Genomic DNA, 15,837 nt, shown 5'->3' with positions numbered 1-15,837 from the left:
TTGCCCGGCATTTTTTATGCCGCGTCGCAATCGAAGCGCACGCCCGTCATCTGTTCGCTCAGCATCCATAGCCGGCGCGCCTGCCCGGGGTCGATGGCCCAGCGCCGCACGCCCGGCCCCATGCTGTCGTCCTCCACCAAGGGGGCGATATCGCCATCCTCGCAATACACGCCGCCAATGCCCTCAAGCTGCGCGCTGGTGGCACACCAGACGGTGGTGGCCGCTCCCTGCGCCACATTCTTGAAACCCGACTGCGGCGGCGGATTCACCTGGCCCGCATCGTCAAGCGCTCCCACCCTGCGCAAATCATCCTGGTCCAGGTGGCGCACCAGCGGCGTCAGGATGGCGCCCGGATGCAGCGAGTAGGCGCGCACGCCGTGTTCCGCACCACGTCGGTCCAGTTCCACGGCAAACAGCGCATTGGCGCTTTTCGACTGCGCATACGCGCGCCATTTGTCGTACGGCTGGCGCAGGAAATGCGGGTCATCCAGGTCGACGCCCGCCTGCCGGTGTCCCAGCGACGACACGCACACGACGCGCGCGCCCTGCGCCTGCCGCAAGGCGGGCCACAGGCGCGCCGTCAACTGGAAATGCCCCAGGTGATTCGTCGCGAACTGCGCCTCGTAGCCACGTGCATCGCGCAGCAAGGGCGTGGCCATGATGCCGGCGCCGTTCACCAGCAGGTGCAGGGGGCGGCCGGTGGCAAGGAAGGCGGCCGCGAATGCGTCGATCGATTGCGGATCGAGCAGGTCGAGCGCCGCGACCTCCACACCAGTCATGCCGGCCAGTGCCGCTTGCGCCTGATGCTGGTCGCGCGCCGGCACCAGCACCCTGGCGCCAGCGCCAGCCAGCACGCGCACCGTTTCCAGCCCCAGGCCCGACGCGCCGCCCGTGACGATGGCCTGCACGCCGGACAGGTCGCGGCCGGCCAGCACCTCGCTGGCGGTCGTGGCCGCGCCGAAGCCGGAATGAAGGGGAATTTGCCTGTGATCGCCGTATGTCATGTCTGCCTCTGCATGTGGGTGGCCAGCGCGGGATGGCTGGCGACATGCGTATTTTGCGCGAGCAGTTCTGGACGGTGAATGGCGTAAAATCCTCAATACTATCGCCATCGTCCAGAATTGCCGCCACCATGGATTTGCTCTCCGATGTACTCTCGCTGTTTGATACGCGCAGCTCCTACTTTGCCGGCCTGAAGGCGGGCGGTGCGTGGGCCATCGATTTTCCGCCGCCGGACGGCATCAAGTTCAACGCCGTAATCGAAGGCGTTTGCTGGCTGACGGTCGCGGGCATCGACGCTCCCGTGCAGCTGCAGACGGGCGACTGCTTCCTGCTGGCGCCGGGACGCGCGTTCACCCTGGCCAGCACGCCCGGCTTGCCGGCCGCGCCAGCGCTGGAAGTGTACCGGCACACGCAGCAGGGCGTGGCCCGCCACGGCGCGCCGCAGCACGATTTCTTCCTCATCGGCGGACGCTTCCTCTTTGGCGACGAAGCGGCCATCCTGCTCGACTGCCTGCCGCCGCTGCTGCACGTGCGCGGCGATACGGACCAGGCCAGCGTGCTGCACTGGGCCTTGCAACGGCTGGCGCAGGAACTGCAGGCGACGGCGCCCGGCGCGGCGCTGATGACGCGCCACCTGGGCCACATGATGCTGCTGCAAATGCTGCGCCAGTATCTTGAAGCGCAGGCCTCGCACCCGGTGGGCTGGCTGTTCGCGCTGGCCGATCCACGGCTGCGCGCCGCCATCGAGGCCATGCACGCGCAACCGGCGCGGCGCTGGACCTTGCAGCAGCTGGCCGCCGTCGCGGGGCAGTCGCGCTCCGCCTTTGCCTTGCACTTCAAGAAGCGGGTGGGCGTAACGCCGCTCGACTATCTGCTGCGCTGGCGCATGCGCCTGGCCACGCGGCGCCTGAAGGACGGCAGCGCACCCGTCACCTTGATCGCACAGGCGCTGGGCTACGATTCCGACAGCGCCTTCAGCCACGCCTTCAAGCGCGTCATGGCTTGCTCGCCGCGCCAGTACCGGCTGCGCCACGCGAACGCGCAGGCGTAAAAAAACCCGCGCTTGCGGGTTTTAATCATACAAGGTCAGCGCGCCGGCACGGGCGGCAAGGCCGCTACCGCCAGCAAGGCAAACGGTCCGAGAAACAGGCCGATACCGAACCACAGTCCCCCGTGGCGGCCGCGCCGGCTGGCCAGCAGCCAGGTGGCGACCGCAAACAAAAACATGAAGATCAACAGTATCGCCATTGCCACTCCTTGCCATACGGAAAGCCCAGTGTAGCCCACGGGCGCGCCCGTGGCTAGACGTACATCAGTCCTGGCGCTGCACCTGCATCAGGATCACGCGCTTGCTGCTGCCATCGGCTGGCGGCGTGCTTGACGGCGGCGGCGGGCTGTCGCACGAGCCGCAGGAACCGCAACCGCTGCCGCAGCCCGGCGCCACCTTGAAGAAGGTCGACATCTTCGCTTCATCGAGGCCGCAGCGCACGAGGCCCCGCACGATGGCGCGGCGCACGCCCGCCGGCAGGTACTTGGTTGAAAAATGCAACAGCGCGGCTGCGACGATCAGGGCAACGATGAGGGTTTGCCACATGGTTTTCTCCTAAGCGCCCAGCATCAGGGCGACACGGTACGTGATGAACGAGGCGGCATACGCCAGCGCGAACATGTAGCCGGCCATCAGCAGCGGATAGCGCCAGCCGCCCGTCTCACGCTTGACCACGGAGAGGGTCGACAGGCACTGCGGCGCAAACACATACCAGGCCAGCAAGGACAGCGCGGTCGCCAGCGACCACGAATGGGCGATCAGCGGCTCCAGGGTGGTGGCCAGCGCATCGCCCGTTTGCGACAGCGCATACACGGTACCCAGGGCGCCGACGGCCACTTCGCGCGCCGCCATGCCCGGCACCAGCGCGATGCAGATCTGCCAGTTGAAGCCGATGGGCGCGAAGATCACTTCCAGGCCGCGGCCCAGGATGCCGGCCAGGCTGTAGTAGATCGGCGGGTGGATGGCGTTATCCGGCGCGCCGGGGAAGGTGCTGAGGAACCACAGGATGATCATCAGGCTCAGGATGATGGTACCGACGCGCGTGAGGAAGATCTTCGCGCGCTCCCACAGGCTGACGGCCAGGTTGCGCAGGTGCGGCCAGTGATAGGCGGGCAATTCCAGCATCAGCGGCTGGTTGCCGCGCACGCCCATGCCGCGTTTCATGACCCAGGCCACGGCCATGGCCGAGATGATGCCGGCGAAGTACAGCACGAACAGCACCAGGCCTTGCAGGCTCAGATAGCCCCATACCTGGCGTTCCGGGATGAAGGCGGCGATGATCAGCGCATACACGGGCAGGCGCGCCGAACACGTCATCAGCGGCGCGATCATGATGGTGACCAGGCGGTCGCGCGGATTCTGGATGGTACGCGCCGCCATCACGCCGGGAATGGCGCAGGCAAAGCTCGACAGCAGCGGGATGAAGGCGCGGCCGGACAAGCCCACGCCGCCCATCAGGCGGTCCAGCAGGAAGGCGGCGCGCGGCAGGTAGCCGCAGTCTTCCAGGCTCAGGATAAAGAAGAACAGAATCAGGATCTGCGGCAGGAACACCAGCACGCTGCCGACGCCGCCGATGATGCCTTCCACCAGCAGGCTTTTCAGGTGACCGTCTGGCATGTTCGCCGTCAGTACGGCGCCCAGGTGGCCCACGCCATCGGTGATCATTTCCATCGGCGTGGCGGCCCAGGCAAACACGGCCTGGAAGATCAGGAACATCAGCACGGCCAGGATGATGGGGCCGAACACGGGGTGCAGCACCACGTCGTCGATCTTTTCCGTCAGGTTGCCCTTGTCGCTCGTGTCATTGCTGACGGCGGACAGGATGCGGCGCACTTCGCGCTGGGTTTCTTCGACGCTGACGGCATCGATGGCCGCCAGCGGTTTCGCTTCCACGGCCGGCAGCGGCAGCATGGCGTCGATGGCGTTCAGCAAGGCTTTTTCGCCATCGTGCTGCACCGCCACGGTTTCCACCACGGGCATGCCCAGTTCCTGCGACAGTTTCACCGTGTCGATCAGCATGCCGCGCTTGCGCGCCACGTCCGTCATGTTCAGGGCCAGCAGCATGGGCAGGCCCAGGCGCTTGACTTCCAGCACCAAGCGCAGATTCAGGCGCAGGTTGGTGGCGTCGACAACGCAGATGATGGCGTCCGGACGCGGGTCGCCGCGGCGCAAGCCGCCCACCACGTCGCGCGTGATGGCTTCATCGGGCGTGGTGGCCGACAGGCTGTAGGCGCCCGGCAGGTCGAGCAAGCGCACGGGCTTGCCGGCTGGCGAGGTGAAATGGCCTTCCTTGCGCTCGATGGTCACGCCGGCGTAGTTCGCCACTTTCTGGCGCGCGCCCGTCAAACGGTTGAACAGGGCGGTCTTGCCGCAGTTCGGATTGCCCAGCAAGGCAATTTGTGGCTGATGCGGCGGCTTGTGCACGCCTGCATCCACGATAGTTTCGACAGCACCCATGGTCATTCCGGTTGAAGCAGCGGTTGAATCGTAATCAGCGCCGCTTCGAAGCGGCGCAGTGCGAACGTGGCATTGCCGACCTTGATGGCCAGCGGATCGCCGCCGGGAATGCCGCGCTTGAGCATGCGGATTCGTTCGCCGGGAACGAATCCCAGCTCCATCAGGCGGCGGGCCAGGTCGACGCCGTCCTCCGTCTGTCCTGCCGTGTGGGGCGTGATATGCAACACCGTGCCGCTCTGGCCGACTGCCAGCGCATCGAGCGTCATCATGGGTGGAACTAGAGTCATGAGCAAATTCCGTTCAAATTAAGAACACCTGATACCGGCGACGGCGCAAGGCGCCTTGCACCGGTTCCAGGTTTGTGACGTAAAACGCAACTGTTGCGCATTACCGACAAGCGGCCATTCAATCCGTCCAGACGGCGACCGTCCGAGACAATACCAGCATTATAAACATGAATGCGAATAGTTTTTATTTAGCCCGGAGAGCCGCCCCCATCAAGGGCTGCGTCATTCGGAAACATGGCCTGTGAAGCTGCGGCGCCAGGCCGCCAACTGCCGCACACTTGATCAAAATCACTTGCATTGTCCCCCGCTTTGCGCGACAATGAAACGTAATGATAATGATTCTCATTAAAACACTAGCAACAATGCTTTCCAGCACTAGTGTCTGTTCATCCTCCAGCCAGAAGGTGTATCAATGATTGTATGTGTCTGCAACAACATATCTGATCGTGAAATCCGTCAAGCCGTCGATCTTGGCCTGTCCAGCATGGCCGAACTGCGCCGCGACCTGGGCGTGGCCACCTGCTGCGGCAAATGCCACACCTGCGCGCGGGAAGTGCTGAACGATCACCTGAACGCCACCGTGGCGCTGCAAGAAACCGTATTGATGCGAGCTGTACTGACAAACTAAAGAAAGCGATGAACGCCATGACGATGATGCCCCCGCCCGTAACGGTGCAGGCCGTGCAGCAATTTGCCGACTTCGACAAGAAGCGCAACAAATTCGCGCCGCTGATGGCCATCGTCGTCCTGCACATCGCCGGCTTTTACGCCATCCAGAGCGGCCTGCTGAGCCGTGTGGTCACGGCGGCCATGCCGACCATCACCACCATCAGCATCATCGCCCCGCCGGCGCCGCCCAAGCCGCCAGCGCCGTCCGTACCGAAAACCGTGGAATTGAGCGCCCCCGTGCCGCGCGCCGTGATCCCGCCGCTGCCGCTGATCGCCGTGGCGCCGAGCGAACCGACGATCACGCCGCCGCAGCCGACGCGCGCCGAAGCGGCACCGGTTGCCACCGCCGCGCCGACAGCGCCATCGACACCGTCGCCGACGCCACCGGCGCCGTCGACGCCGCGCACCGTCAGCAGCGTCGAATACATCAAGGCGCCGCAGCTGATCTACCCGAATCTGTCGCGCCGCCTGGGCGAGAGCGGCACCGTGGTGTTGCGCATCCTGATCAATGAAAAAGGTTTGCCCGAGCAAATCCTGATCCATAAATCGACCGGCTACGGCAACCTCGATGAAGCGGGCCGCCAGGCCGCCCAGCGCGCGCTGTTCAAGCCGATGATCGAAAACGGCAAGCCTGTGCCCGTGTACGTGTTAGTACCGCTGACCTTCCAACTGAGCTAGCCTTCCGGCGGCCCTTGCGCCGCTGCCAGCCCGCAAGCACCGCACCCTGTGCCCTGCTTGCTTTTTTGCGCCCTGTTTTCTGTACCAGTCAAGCAACTGCTTGTTTCAGTCTGCCAGCCTACATCCCCGGGCCAGGCAGACTTTTTTTTTTGCGCTACATCTCCGCCCACATCCTGAGCAGGTTGTGATAATGCCCCGTCAAACCCACCGTCGCCGGCGAATCGCCGTGTTCTCCGCGCACGCTCTGGATGTTTTGATCGAGCTCAAACAGCATGCTGCGCTTCCAGTCCTCGCGCACCATGCTTTGCGTCCACAGGAAGGAGCAGATGCGCTCGCCGCTGGTGACGGGCAGCACCTGATGCACGCTGCTCGACGGATACACGATCACGTCGCCGGCCGGCAATTTCACTTCATGCGTGCCATACGCGTCGACCACCACCAGCTCGCCGCCTTCGTACTCGTCCGGCTCGCTCAGGAACACGGTCGACGAGACGTCGGCGCGCATCGATTGCATGCCGTTTTTCGGCGTGCGGATGGCGCCGTCGATATGCAGGCCATAGTGCTCGCCGCCCGCATAGCTGTTGAAGAACGGCGGCAGGATGCGCAGCGGCAGCACGGCGGAAAAGAACAGGGGATTGGCCATCAGCGCGCGGCTGACGATCTCGCCCAGTTCCAGCGCCAGCGGCGAACCTTCCGCCAGCTGGCGGTTGCGCTTGACTTGCGCGCCTTGCGCCCCGACGCTGGCGCGCCCGTCGACCCAGTCCGTTTGCGCCAGGCGCTGGCGAAACTGCGTGACCTGTTCCGGCGTCAGCACGCCGGGTATATGCAGCATCATCTTGCTATCCTTTTTCAGTAAATATCGCTGCCTGATTATCGCATCGCCGGCAGCGCCCAAGAAGACACAAAAGCAAGAACGGACCAACATTTCACGCCTTTTCAGCGCGGCCATGCAGGCGCGCCAGCAGCAGCAAAAAAGCGCCAGGAACGCGAATGAGAATGGCCATCATTTTCCTTAGCAAATAAAAAACGGAAAAATGTGCCAATCCATTTGAGAATGGGTTTTATTCGCACGATATTTACGTTAAAAAGACGGAAAAATGCCGTTTACCGCCCGAAATCGCCCATATTTTGCGCTATCATGCGGGCATAGCGAAACCGGCAACCTGCGCGCCACCAGGCAGCCAGCGCCACCCGGCAGTGAACGCCAGCAGCCTCCGGTTTCATCATCGAACGCGACACAGAACAAAGGAAATCCCATGAAGGGCGATAAAGAAGTCATCCGCATGCTCAACGCACAGCTCACCAATGAACTGTCGGCCATCAACCAGTACTTCCTGCATGCGCGCATGTACAAGCACTGGGGCCTGGAAAAGCTGGGCAAGAAGGAATACGAAGAATCGATCGGCGAAATGAAACACGCCGACAAGCTGATCGACCGCATCCTGATGCTCGACGGCCTGCCGAACCTGCAAGCGCTGCACAAGCTGCTGATCGGCGAGAACACGCCGGAAATGCTGGAATGCGACTTGAAGCTGGAACGCGCCGCGCACGCCACCGTCAAGGAAGGCATCGCCATCAGCGAAAAAGCGGGCGACTACGTCTCGCGCGACCTGTTCCTGATGATCCTGGAAGACACGGAAGAACATATCGACTGGCTGGAAACGCAGATCGACCTGATCGCCAAAGTCGGCATCCAGAACTACCTGCAAAGCCAGATGGCGATTGAAGAGTAATTTTTCTTCGAGGCAGATAAAAAAACCGGCAATCGCCGGTTTTTTTACGTCCGCGCCTTATTGCGGCACGGTGTCCTTGAACGACTGCCGCTCGGACAGTTTGTCGAACAGGCGCGCCAGCGCGGGGTGATCGGCGCGCCAGTCGATTTCCGGGAAGCGGAAGCTGAGCCAGCCCAGGGTGCAGCCCACGGCCACGTCGGCCAGGGTGTAGTTCTTGCCGGCGCAATATGCGCTCTCGCCCAGGCGCGCTTCCAGCGCCGCCAGGCCCAGGGTGACTTTGTCCAGCTGGCGCGCGATCCAGGCCGCGCTTTGCTGCTCGGGCGGGCGCTGCGTGCGCTCCAGGCGCACCAGCACGCCCGCGTCGAGAATGCCGTCGGCCAGCGCTTCCCAGTTCTTGATATCGGCCCGCTCGCGGCCGTTGCCGCCCGCCGGCAGCAGCTTGCACACGGGCGTGAGCGTGTCGAGGTATTCGACGATGACTTTCGAATCGATCAAGGTGCTGCCATCCTCCATCACCAGGCAGGGCACCTTGCCCAGGGGATTGGCCTGGGCGATGCGGGTTTCCGGCACCCACACGTTTTCCAGCTCGAAGACATAGTCGAGCTTTTTTTCCGCCAGCACGATACGGGCTTTGCGGACATACGGGCTGGCGAGGGAACCGATCAGTTTCATAGGTACTTTAAGGTAAGGGAGCAGCAAGCAGTATAGCATCGGCGGCAGCGCTGTTTGGCAGCACGCGCCCGGCGGCCCCTCGTGTGTGGCAGGCACGCCGCATCGGGGCCGGATTCGGCCAAATTGCGCTGCGCCGGCGGCCGACGGACGGCTGGCCAGCGGCCAGCGGTGGTAAAATCGCCCTTTACTGTGGCGCCGTCAGTGTTGCTATATTGCAATAGCCCTGCCCTCCCCGCGCGCCACACGCCAACCGTTTCTTTAACTTGCGTCCGCTCTCATGACTTCTACTACTCCGTATTCCACGCTGTCGGCCCTGTCTCCGCTCGATGGCCGCTACGCCAGCAAGACCGATCTGCTGCGCCCGATCCTGTCCGAAGCCGGTTTCATGCACCACCGCGTGAAAGTGGAAATCTCCTGGCTGCAAGCGCTGTCGCAAGCCGGTTTCGCCGAAATCAAGCCTTTTTCGGCAGAAGCGACCGCCCTGCTCGACAAGATGGCAGCCGACTTCTCGGAAGCCGACGCGGCCCGCATCAAGGCCATCGAAGCGGTCACCAACCATGACGTCAAGGCCGTCGAGTACTGGCTGAAGGAACAAGTGGCGGACGTGCCGGAACTGGTGGCGGCGTCGGAATTCATCCATTTCGCCTGCACCTCGGAAGACATCAACAACACTTCGCACGGCATGATGCTGAAAGCGGCCCGCGATGGCGTGATGCTGCCGGCCTTGAACGGCCTGGTGGCCAAGCTGACGCAAATCGCGCACGACAATGCGGACGTGCCGATGCTGTCGCGCACGCACGGCCAGACGGCCAGCCCGACCACCCTGGGCAAGGAATTTGCCAACGTCGTGGCCCGCCTGCAGCGCGCCGTAAAACGCATCGAGCAAGTGGAAATCCTCGGCAAGATGAATGGCGCCGTCGGCAACTACAACGCCCACCTGTCCGCCTACCCCGGCTTCGACTGGCCGGCATTCTCGCAGGCCGTCATCGAACAGCGCCTGGGCCTGGTGTTCAATCCGTACACCATCCAGATCGAGCCGCACGACTACATGGCCGAACTGTTCGACGCCTTCGCGCGCGCCAACACGATCTTGCTGGACCTGAACCGCGACATCTGGACGTACGTGTCGCTGGGCTACTTCAAGCAGAAACTGAAAGCGGGAGAAATCGGTTCCTCGACCATGCCGCACAAAGTCAACCCGATCGACTTCGAAAACTCGGAAGGCAACCTGGGCCTGGCCAACGCCGTGCTGAAACACCTGTCGGAAAAACTGCCCGTCTCGCGCATGCAGCGCGACCTGACCGATTCGACCGTGCTGCGCAACATCGGCGTGGGCCTGGGCTACACCCTGCTGGCCTATGACAGCTGCCTGCGCGGCCTGAACAAGCTGGAAGTGAACCATGCGCGCCTGGCGCAAGACCTGGACGCGACGTGGGAAGTGCTGGCCGAGCCCGTGCAAACCGTGATGCGCCGCTATGGCATCGAAAACCCGTACGAGCAGCTGAAAGAGCTGACGCGCGGCAAGGGCATCTCGAAAGAAGCGCTGCAAACCTTCGTCAATGGCCTGGCCATTCCGCAGGATGCCAAGGACGTGCTCCTGACCATGACGCCGGCTAACTACATCGGTATCGCCGCGCAATTGGCCAAAGCCATCTAAGCAGTTTCCACATGGGGATCCTCACGATCCCACTCCCGCGGGGCGGCCAGCACACAAATGCTGCCCGCCCCGCGGTTTTTCCGGCAATCTTTCTTGTAGAATCTGCAGCACGCAGCGCAATTTGCTTTTCTTTGGTATATTAGGTCGAATTAGTCCTAACACGTACTACTTTCAAGAAAGCCGTCGATGCAACGCTACACCACCACCGCCATCATCCTGCACTGGCTGACCGCCCTGCTGATCATCAGCGCCTTCGTCATGGGCCTGGTCATGGTCGATATTCCCGGCCTGACGCCCACCAAACTCAAATATTTTTCGTGGCATAAGTGGCTGGGCGTGACCGTGCTGGCCATCGCCGCCATCCGCCTGTTGTGGCGCAAGGCCAACGTGCCGCCGCCGCACCCTGCCAGCATGGTGGCCTGGCAAAAGAAGGCGGCCGACGCCATGCACGTGCTGCTGTACATCCTGATCTTCGCCGTGCCCGTCTCCGGCTACCTGTACACCCTGGCCGCCGGCGTGCCCGTGGTCTACCTGGGCCTGTTCCAGCTGCCCGTCATCATGGCGCCGAACCCGGAACTTAAGCCGCTTTTAAAAGAGATTCATTATGTTCTGAACATGACGATGGCCGCCGCCGTGGCCGCCCATGTGCTGGCGGCGCTGAAGCATCAATTTATCGACAAAGACGGCGTACTTAAACGCATGCTGCCATAACACCGACTTCACCCTTGCTCACTGAAACTCCAGGAAAAATAAGATGAAAACCACCCAACGCATCGTCCTCGCTTCCCTGCTCGGCCTGTCCGTGGCCGCCACTGCCGCCACCCTGCTGAAAGTCGATCCCGCCAAGACCAGCGTGTCGGCCGTGTTCAAGCAAATGAACGTGCCCGTGGAAGCGAAGTTCAAGAAATTCAATATCGCCATCGATTACAACCCGGCCACGCCGGATGCGTCGAAAGCATCGGTGGAAATCGAGACGGCCAGCATCGATATCGGCGACCCGGAATACAACAAGGAAGTGGCCAAGAAAGAATGGTTCAACGCGGCCCAGTTCCCTAAAGCCACCTTCGTCTCGAGCAGCATCAAGGCCGCCGGCGCGGGCAAGCTGACGGTCAGCGGCAAGCTGAGCATCAAAGGCAAGACCACCGACGTGACCTTCCCCCTGACGGTGAAAGCCGACGGCGGTAAATATGCGTTCGACGGCGCCCTGCCGATCAAGCGCCTGACCTACAACATCGGCGAAGGCGAGTGGAAAGACACGAGCATGGTTGCCGACGAGGTCACCATCAAGTTCCACGTCGCTGCGCAGTAACACCTGAGAAAACGTCCATGGCTGCGTTGCTCTTGCCTGGCCGTACGTGCGTACTGCCTTCGGCAAGGCGCCTTGCCCTGAACGTTTTTCAACCGTTACTGATTAAAATCACACCACCAACCGATTCTTTTTAGGATATTGATGAAACTTAAGCACTTGATGATCGCCGTGCTGGCAGCCGCCGGCGCCGGTTCGGCCATGGCCGCTACCGACACCTACAACCTCGACCCGACGCACACCTTCCCCAGCTTCGAAGCCGATCACATGGGCATGTCCGTGTGGCGTGGCAAGTTCAACAAGACCAAGGGGACGGTCACCCTGGACCGCGCCGCCAAGGCAGGCAGCCTGGACCTCGTCATCGATGCCGATTCGATCGACTTCGGCCTGGACGCCATGAACACGCACGCGAAGAAAGCGGACATGTTCAACGTCGAGAAATTCCCTGAAATCACCTACAAGAGCAAGTCGCTCAAGTTCAACGGCGAGCAGCTGGTGGAAGTCGATGGCGAACTGACCCTGCTGGGCGTGACCAAGCCCGTCAAGTTGAACGTAAGCAAGTTCAAGTGCATCATGCACCCGCGCTACAAGCGTGAAGTGTGCGGCGCCGATGCCACGGCAGAATTCAAGCGCAGCGACTTTGGCTTGAACTACGGCATGCCGGCGTTCTCGCCGGAAGTCAAGCTGGCCATCCAGGTGGAAGCCATCAAGGCCGATTAAACACTGCCTTGCCGCATGACAAGCCCGCCTCGCTGCCCGCAGCCAGGCGGGCTTTTGCATGCGCCATGCGAATCCGCTGGACTTTTCTATCGTGCGGCATCAGTATCAATTTGCCATGACGTGCAGGCCGCACCGCTCTGGCACAACCACTCATCCATCGCGCGGAGGATTACATGAATTTCATTATCTGGATCGTTATTGGCGGTGTCATCGGCTGGCTGGCCAGCATGGTCATGAAAACGGATGCGCAACAGGGCATCTTCCTCAATATCGTCGTCGGTATCGTCGGCGCCTTCCTGGGCGGCTGGCTGCTGGCGCCCCTGTTCGGCACGGGTACCATCAACAGCGACAATTTCAGCCTGTCTTCGCTGCTCGTCTCGTTCCTGGGCGCCGTGATCCTGCTGGGCATCGTGAATCTTTTGCGCCGCGGCAAAATACGCTAAGCAGACCAAAAGCAGCACATCCGCAAATGGCCGGGCCGCGCAGGCGCCTGGCCATTTTTATTGCTGCCAGGACAATTGTATGGACAATACCACAGCCGAGGTACGGGAAAATGCCCGCTGGCAGCCGCTTTCTCCCCCTGCAATGTCGAAAATAGTGCCATTTAAACAAGCAACCACAAACATGCCGCCGGGAAAATGTGATTGACTAGTGCGAGTTCGGTGCGGATACTCTAGGTCGCCCGCTGAGAAAAAACACTGGGTACACGTTGGTTCCGACTTCCCTTCATGTAAAAGACTAGAACTCGAATGAAAAAATCTTTAATCGCGCTCGCTATCCTGAGCAACTTCGCACACGCCGACGAAGGCATGTGGATGCCCCAACAGCTGCCACAAGTAGCCAAGGAACTGAAAGCGGCCGGACTGAAACTCGATCCGACCACCCTGACCAAACTGACCGAGTTCCCGATGGGCGCCATCGTCAGCCTGGGCGGTTGCTCGGCCTCGTTCGTCTCGCCGCAAGGCCTGGTTGCCACCAACCACCATTGCGTCTACAACAGCGTAGCGGTCAATTCGACCAAAGAGCGCGATTTGCTGGCCAACGGTTTCCTGGCCAAGACCTTCGCTGAAGAATTGCCGGCCGCCCCAGGCAGCCGCATCTTCGTCACCTCCGCCGTGACCAATGTCAGCGACAAGATCATCACCGCCGACGTGGCCAAGCTGCAAGGCAAGGCACGCATCGACGCGATCGAGAAAAACCAGAAGAAACTGGTCGCCGAATGCGAAAAAGAAGCGGGTTTCCGCTGCACCGTGTCGAGCTACTACGGCGGCCTGGAGTTCTACCTGATCAAGCAACTGGAAATCCGCGACGTGCGCCTGGTGCACGCGCCTCCGGCCGGCGTGGGCAAGTTCGGCGGCGACACCGACAACTGGATGTGGCCACGCCACACGGGCGACTACGGTTTCTACCGCGCCTACGTCAGCAAAGACGGCAAAGCTGCCGACTTCAGCAAGGACAACGTGCCGTACCAGCCAAAACACGTGCTGAAACTGGCCAAGGATGGCTTGAAAGAAGGCGATTTCGTGATGGCGCTGGGCTACCCTGGCCGCACCAACCGTCACCGCCTGCCATCGGAAGTGGCGTTCACGTTTGACTGGAACTACCCGGCCTTCGTGAAAGCGTCGGGCGAAACCCTGGCCATCATCGCGCGCGAAACCAAGGACAACAAGGATGTTGCCCTGAAATACGCGGGCCAGGTGGCTGGCGTGAACAATTACTACAAGAACCGCCAAGGCATGCTCGATTCGTACGCGGGCAGCGACTTCCTGGCACGCAAGACGGCAGAACATGAAGCCCTGAAAACCTGGGTCAACGCGAATGCTGCCCGCAAGGCGGAATTTGCCGGTGACATCGAGCAAGTGGAAAAGCTGATCGCCGAGCGCGATGCCGACACCAAGCGCGATTTCTTCCTGGGCTACGCACAGCCACGCCTGCTGAACACGGCACGCAGCCTGTACCGTCTGTCCAACGAAAGCACCAAGGCCGACACGGAACGCAAGTCCGGCTACCAGTCGCGCGACTTGCCACGCCTGGAAGCGGGCATCACGTCGGTCGAGCGCACCTACGATGAAAAAGTCGACAAGGCGCTGGTACTGAACAGCCTGACCAAGTACGCCGCGCAACCGGCAGCACAGCGCCGCGCCAGCTTTGACGCCGCCATCGGCATCAAGGACGGCATGTCGCAAGCCGACCTGTCCGCCGCCCTGGACAAACTGTATGCGGGCAGCAAGCTGGCCGACAAGGCCGAGCGCGCAGCATGGCTGAAACGCACGCCAGCCGAATTCCAGGCCAGCAAGGACAGCTTCATCCAGGCAGCCGTCGCCATGTATCCGGATTCGCTGAAAAACGAAGCGGAAGACGAAGAACTGGCCGGCAAGATCCAGCAAGCCTACGCCAACTACATGAAAGCAAAAATTGCCTTCATGAAGAGCAAAGGCCAAGCCGTCTATCCTGACGCCAACAGCACCCTGCGCGTCACCTTCGGCCGCGTTGCCGGCCGTGACCATGGCGCCGACGGCACCACCTGGACCGCGTTCACCACCGTCAATGGCGTCGTGGCCAAAGCCACGGGCCAGGGCGAGTTCAATGCACCGGCAAATCAACTGGCCGCGATCAAAGCCAAGGACTTCGGTAAATTCGTCGATCCGAAGCTGAAAACCGTGCCGGTCGACTACCTGGCGACCCTGGACATCACCGGCGGCAATTCCGGTTCGGCTGCGCTGAACTCGAAAGGCGAATTCATCGGTCTGGCCTTCGATGGCACCTTGGACTCGATCATTTCCGATTGGGACTACAACAAGGCCAACACCCGTTCGATCCAGGTCGACCTGCGCTACATGTTGTGGAACATGAAACACATCGACCACGCGGATAACCTGCTGAAAGAAATGGGCGCTGAATAACAAAAAGCAATAACCCGGCAACGGGCGCTTTAGCCTGAGCCACTCCTGCGGGAGTGGCTTTTTTTCGCCTAACGTTTTACTTTGGTAAAACGGTAAGGCACGGCTTGCTCTGCGCCAAACACTTGCGCGCTGCTACTTCCCAGCGGCAACATAACCCGCCGGCCATCCTGCAGCAGCAGGGCCAGGTCGGCGCCGGGAAAGCGCTGCGCCAGCAACGGATAGGCTTGCCGTTCGATGGGGGCGGCGGGAATCACGATGCGGTAATCGCTCTCGCCAAAGTCCAGCAGCAGCGCGGGAAGCGCTTCAAGCCCCGGCAATGCCGTGATGCGCAGGCGCGCGCTTCCCTTGACGAGCTCGAAGGCCGACCACAGGGGCAAGGTGCGCTGCGTGGCGCCGATCTGCAGCAGCGGCGCGTGGCGCGCATCCGCCGACGTCAGCACGATGTCAGGCCGCTCTTCCGGCACGGCGCCATCGATGGCCAGCAACCAGCCCCGGTAGCGTATCAACGCGCCCTGCGCAACGGCCGTGACGGATCCGCCCTGCGCCACCGGTTCCTTGCCCGCAGGCAAGCGCAATGGCGCCGCCTGCGCCGCCAGGCCGATCCCCCACACCAGCGCCGCCATCGCTGCCATCGCCGCCTTGCCCATGCCGCCTCCCCTTGCGCGTGAAACGTATTCATAACACAAGTATGGCAACGAGCCCCTG

General features: G+C 61.9%; 18 protein-coding genes. 10 read left to right on the top strand and 8 right to left on the bottom strand.

Translation table 11 applies throughout. The annotated features are described in order from the left end of the window. Positions 1-14: 14 nt before the first annotated feature. Complete coding sequence (locus tag OX460_RS28105) at positions 15-1,004, bottom strand: oxidoreductase (RefSeq protein ID WP_289900617.1); 990 nt, start codon at positions 1,002-1,004, stop codon at positions 15-17. A gap of 128 nt (positions 1,005-1,132) precedes the next feature. On the opposite strand from OX460_RS28105, the gene OX460_RS28100 reads away from it, so the two are divergent. Continuing rightward, positions 1,133-2,053 (top strand): AraC family transcriptional regulator, encoded by a 921-nt coding sequence (locus OX460_RS28100; RefSeq protein ID WP_289900616.1) that lies wholly within the window; start codon positions 1,133-1,135, stop codon positions 2,051-2,053. Positions 2,054-2,088: 35 nt separating this feature from the next. Here OX460_RS28100 and OX460_RS28095 read toward each other — a convergent pair whose 3' ends face one another. The 4 genes from OX460_RS28095 to OX460_RS28080 form a co-directional block, all read right to left on the bottom strand. Further along, the gene (locus tag OX460_RS28095; RefSeq protein WP_161784184.1) at positions 2,089-2,250 is read right to left on the bottom strand and encodes a hypothetical protein; all 162 of its coding nucleotides are present in this window, start codon (positions 2,248-2,250) and stop codon (positions 2,089-2,091) included. Positions 2,251-2,314: 64 nt separating this feature from the next. Then, positions 2,315-2,596 (bottom strand): hypothetical protein, encoded by a 282-nt coding sequence (locus OX460_RS28090; RefSeq protein WP_289900615.1) that lies wholly within the window; start codon positions 2,594-2,596, stop codon positions 2,315-2,317. A 9-nt stretch (positions 2,597-2,605) separates the two neighbouring features. Beyond that, positions 2,606-4,507, bottom strand: a complete 1,902-nt coding sequence (locus OX460_RS28085) for a ferrous iron transporter B (protein WP_289900614.1) — start codon at positions 4,505-4,507, stop codon at positions 2,606-2,608. Positions 4,508-4,509: 2 nt separating this feature from the next. Continuing rightward, entirely contained in the window at positions 4,510-4,794 is a 285-nt protein-coding gene (locus OX460_RS28080; protein WP_077408814.1) for a FeoA family protein, read from the bottom strand. Between the two features lie 412 nt (positions 4,795-5,206). Between OX460_RS28080 and OX460_RS28075 the strand changes: the two genes are divergently transcribed. Next, complete coding sequence (locus OX460_RS28075) at positions 5,207-5,422, top strand: (2Fe-2S)-binding protein (RefSeq protein ID WP_034745611.1); 216 nt, start codon at positions 5,207-5,209, stop codon at positions 5,420-5,422. A gap of 17 nt (positions 5,423-5,439) precedes the next feature. Continuing rightward, a complete protein-coding gene (locus OX460_RS28070) occupies positions 5,440-6,141 on the top strand; it encodes an energy transducer TonB (RefSeq protein WP_077409313.1) in 702 nt (233 codons plus the stop codon). 154 nt (positions 6,142-6,295) lie between these two features. Here OX460_RS28070 and OX460_RS28065 read toward each other — a convergent pair whose 3' ends face one another. Then, complete coding sequence (locus tag OX460_RS28065; protein WP_077408815.1) at positions 6,296-6,976, bottom strand: Fe2+-dependent dioxygenase; 681 nt, start codon at positions 6,974-6,976, stop codon at positions 6,296-6,298. 421 nt (positions 6,977-7,397) lie between these two features. Here OX460_RS28065 and bfr point away from each other — a divergent pair, with 421 nt between their 5' ends. After that, positions 7,398-7,874, top strand: coding sequence for a bacterioferritin (gene bfr / locus OX460_RS28060; protein ID WP_034745609.1), 477 nt, complete (start codon positions 7,398-7,400; stop codon positions 7,872-7,874). A 57-nt stretch (positions 7,875-7,931) separates the two neighbouring features. Here bfr and OX460_RS28055 read toward each other — a convergent pair whose 3' ends face one another. Next, positions 7,932-8,546, bottom strand: coding sequence for a glutathione S-transferase N-terminal domain-containing protein (locus tag OX460_RS28055; RefSeq protein ID WP_070290828.1), 615 nt, complete (start codon positions 8,544-8,546; stop codon positions 7,932-7,934). A 277-nt stretch (positions 8,547-8,823) separates the two neighbouring features. Between OX460_RS28055 and purB the strand changes: the two genes are divergently transcribed. The 6 genes from purB (at position 8,824) to OX460_RS28025 (ending at position 15,132) form a co-directional block, all read left to right on the top strand. Next, positions 8,824-10,203, top strand: a complete 1,380-nt coding sequence (gene purB, locus OX460_RS28050) for an adenylosuccinate lyase (protein ID WP_289900613.1) — start codon at positions 8,824-8,826, stop codon at positions 10,201-10,203. A gap of 186 nt (positions 10,204-10,389) precedes the next feature. Further along, the gene (locus tag OX460_RS28045) at positions 10,390-10,914 is read left to right on the top strand and encodes a cytochrome b (protein WP_289900612.1); all 525 of its coding nucleotides are present in this window, start codon (positions 10,390-10,392) and stop codon (positions 10,912-10,914) included. Positions 10,915-10,957: 43 nt separating this feature from the next. Beyond that, complete coding sequence (locus OX460_RS28040; RefSeq protein ID WP_034778891.1) at positions 10,958-11,512, top strand: YceI family protein; 555 nt, start codon at positions 10,958-10,960, stop codon at positions 11,510-11,512. Positions 11,513-11,653: 141 nt separating this feature from the next. Continuing rightward, positions 11,654-12,229, top strand: coding sequence for a YceI family protein (locus tag OX460_RS28035; RefSeq protein WP_077408818.1), 576 nt, complete (start codon positions 11,654-11,656; stop codon positions 12,227-12,229). Positions 12,230-12,402: 173 nt separating this feature from the next. After that, on the top strand, positions 12,403-12,672 hold the full coding sequence (locus OX460_RS28030) for a GlsB/YeaQ/YmgE family stress response membrane protein (protein ID WP_071075198.1): 270 nt from the start codon (positions 12,403-12,405) through the stop codon (positions 12,670-12,672). A gap of 306 nt (positions 12,673-12,978) precedes the next feature. Continuing rightward, the gene (locus tag OX460_RS28025; protein ID WP_289900611.1) at positions 12,979-15,132 is read left to right on the top strand and encodes a S46 family peptidase; all 2,154 of its coding nucleotides are present in this window, start codon (positions 12,979-12,981) and stop codon (positions 15,130-15,132) included. A 68-nt stretch (positions 15,133-15,200) separates the two neighbouring features. Here OX460_RS28025 and OX460_RS28020 read toward each other — a convergent pair whose 3' ends face one another. Then, positions 15,201-15,779, bottom strand: a complete 579-nt coding sequence (locus OX460_RS28020) for a hypothetical protein (protein WP_251351327.1) — start codon at positions 15,777-15,779, stop codon at positions 15,201-15,203. Between the last annotated feature and the right edge of the window lie 58 nt (positions 15,780-15,837).

It is taken from the genome of Janthinobacterium sp. SUN033, from assembly GCF_030397595.1.
GTDB classification, from domain to species: domain Bacteria; phylum Pseudomonadota; class Gammaproteobacteria; order Burkholderiales; family Burkholderiaceae_D; genus Janthinobacterium; species Janthinobacterium kumbetense.
The sequence above is the reverse complement of the archived record's forward strand: the minus strand, read 5'-3'. Positions and strand labels throughout refer to the sequence as shown.

Excerpts from the sequence above, each read along its gene's own strand:
- OX460_RS28105 (WP_289900617.1), bottom strand. The coding sequence starts at position 1,004 with ATGACATACGGCGATCACAGGCAAATTCCCCTTCATTCCGGCTTCGGC.
- OX460_RS28100 (WP_289900616.1), top strand. The coding sequence starts at position 1,133 with ATGGATTTGCTCTCCGATGTACTCTCGCTGTTTGATACGCGCAGCTCC.
- OX460_RS28095 (WP_161784184.1), bottom strand. The coding sequence starts at position 2,250 with ATGGCGATACTGTTGATCTTCATGTTTTTGTTTGCGGTCGCCACCTGG.
- OX460_RS28090 (WP_289900615.1), bottom strand. The coding sequence starts at position 2,596 with ATGTGGCAAACCCTCATCGTTGCCCTGATCGTCGCAGCCGCGCTGTTG.
- OX460_RS28085 (WP_289900614.1), bottom strand. The coding sequence starts at position 4,507 with ATGGGTGCTGTCGAAACTATCGTGGATGCAGGCGTGCACAAGCCGCCG.
- OX460_RS28080 (WP_077408814.1), bottom strand. The coding sequence starts at position 4,794 with ATGACTCTAGTTCCACCCATGATGACGCTCGATGCGCTGGCAGTCGGC.
- OX460_RS28075 (WP_034745611.1), top strand. The coding sequence starts at position 5,207 with ATGATTGTATGTGTCTGCAACAACATATCTGATCGTGAAATCCGTCAA.
- OX460_RS28070 (WP_077409313.1), top strand. The coding sequence starts at position 5,440 with ATGACGATGATGCCCCCGCCCGTAACGGTGCAGGCCGTGCAGCAATTT.
- OX460_RS28065 (WP_077408815.1), bottom strand. The coding sequence starts at position 6,976 with ATGATGCTGCATATACCCGGCGTGCTGACGCCGGAACAGGTCACGCAG.
- bfr (WP_034745609.1), top strand. The coding sequence starts at position 7,398 with ATGAAGGGCGATAAAGAAGTCATCCGCATGCTCAACGCACAGCTCACC.
- OX460_RS28055 (WP_070290828.1), bottom strand. The coding sequence starts at position 8,546 with ATGAAACTGATCGGTTCCCTCGCCAGCCCGTATGTCCGCAAAGCCCGT.
- purB (WP_289900613.1), top strand. The coding sequence starts at position 8,824 with ATGACTTCTACTACTCCGTATTCCACGCTGTCGGCCCTGTCTCCGCTC.
- OX460_RS28045 (WP_289900612.1), top strand. The coding sequence starts at position 10,390 with ATGCAACGCTACACCACCACCGCCATCATCCTGCACTGGCTGACCGCC.
- OX460_RS28040 (WP_034778891.1), top strand. The coding sequence starts at position 10,958 with ATGAAAACCACCCAACGCATCGTCCTCGCTTCCCTGCTCGGCCTGTCC.
- OX460_RS28035 (WP_077408818.1), top strand. The coding sequence starts at position 11,654 with ATGAAACTTAAGCACTTGATGATCGCCGTGCTGGCAGCCGCCGGCGCC.
- OX460_RS28030 (WP_071075198.1), top strand. The coding sequence starts at position 12,403 with ATGAATTTCATTATCTGGATCGTTATTGGCGGTGTCATCGGCTGGCTG.
- OX460_RS28025 (WP_289900611.1), top strand. The coding sequence starts at position 12,979 with ATGAAAAAATCTTTAATCGCGCTCGCTATCCTGAGCAACTTCGCACAC.
- OX460_RS28020 (WP_251351327.1), bottom strand. The coding sequence starts at position 15,779 with ATGGGCAAGGCGGCGATGGCAGCGATGGCGGCGCTGGTGTGGGGGATC.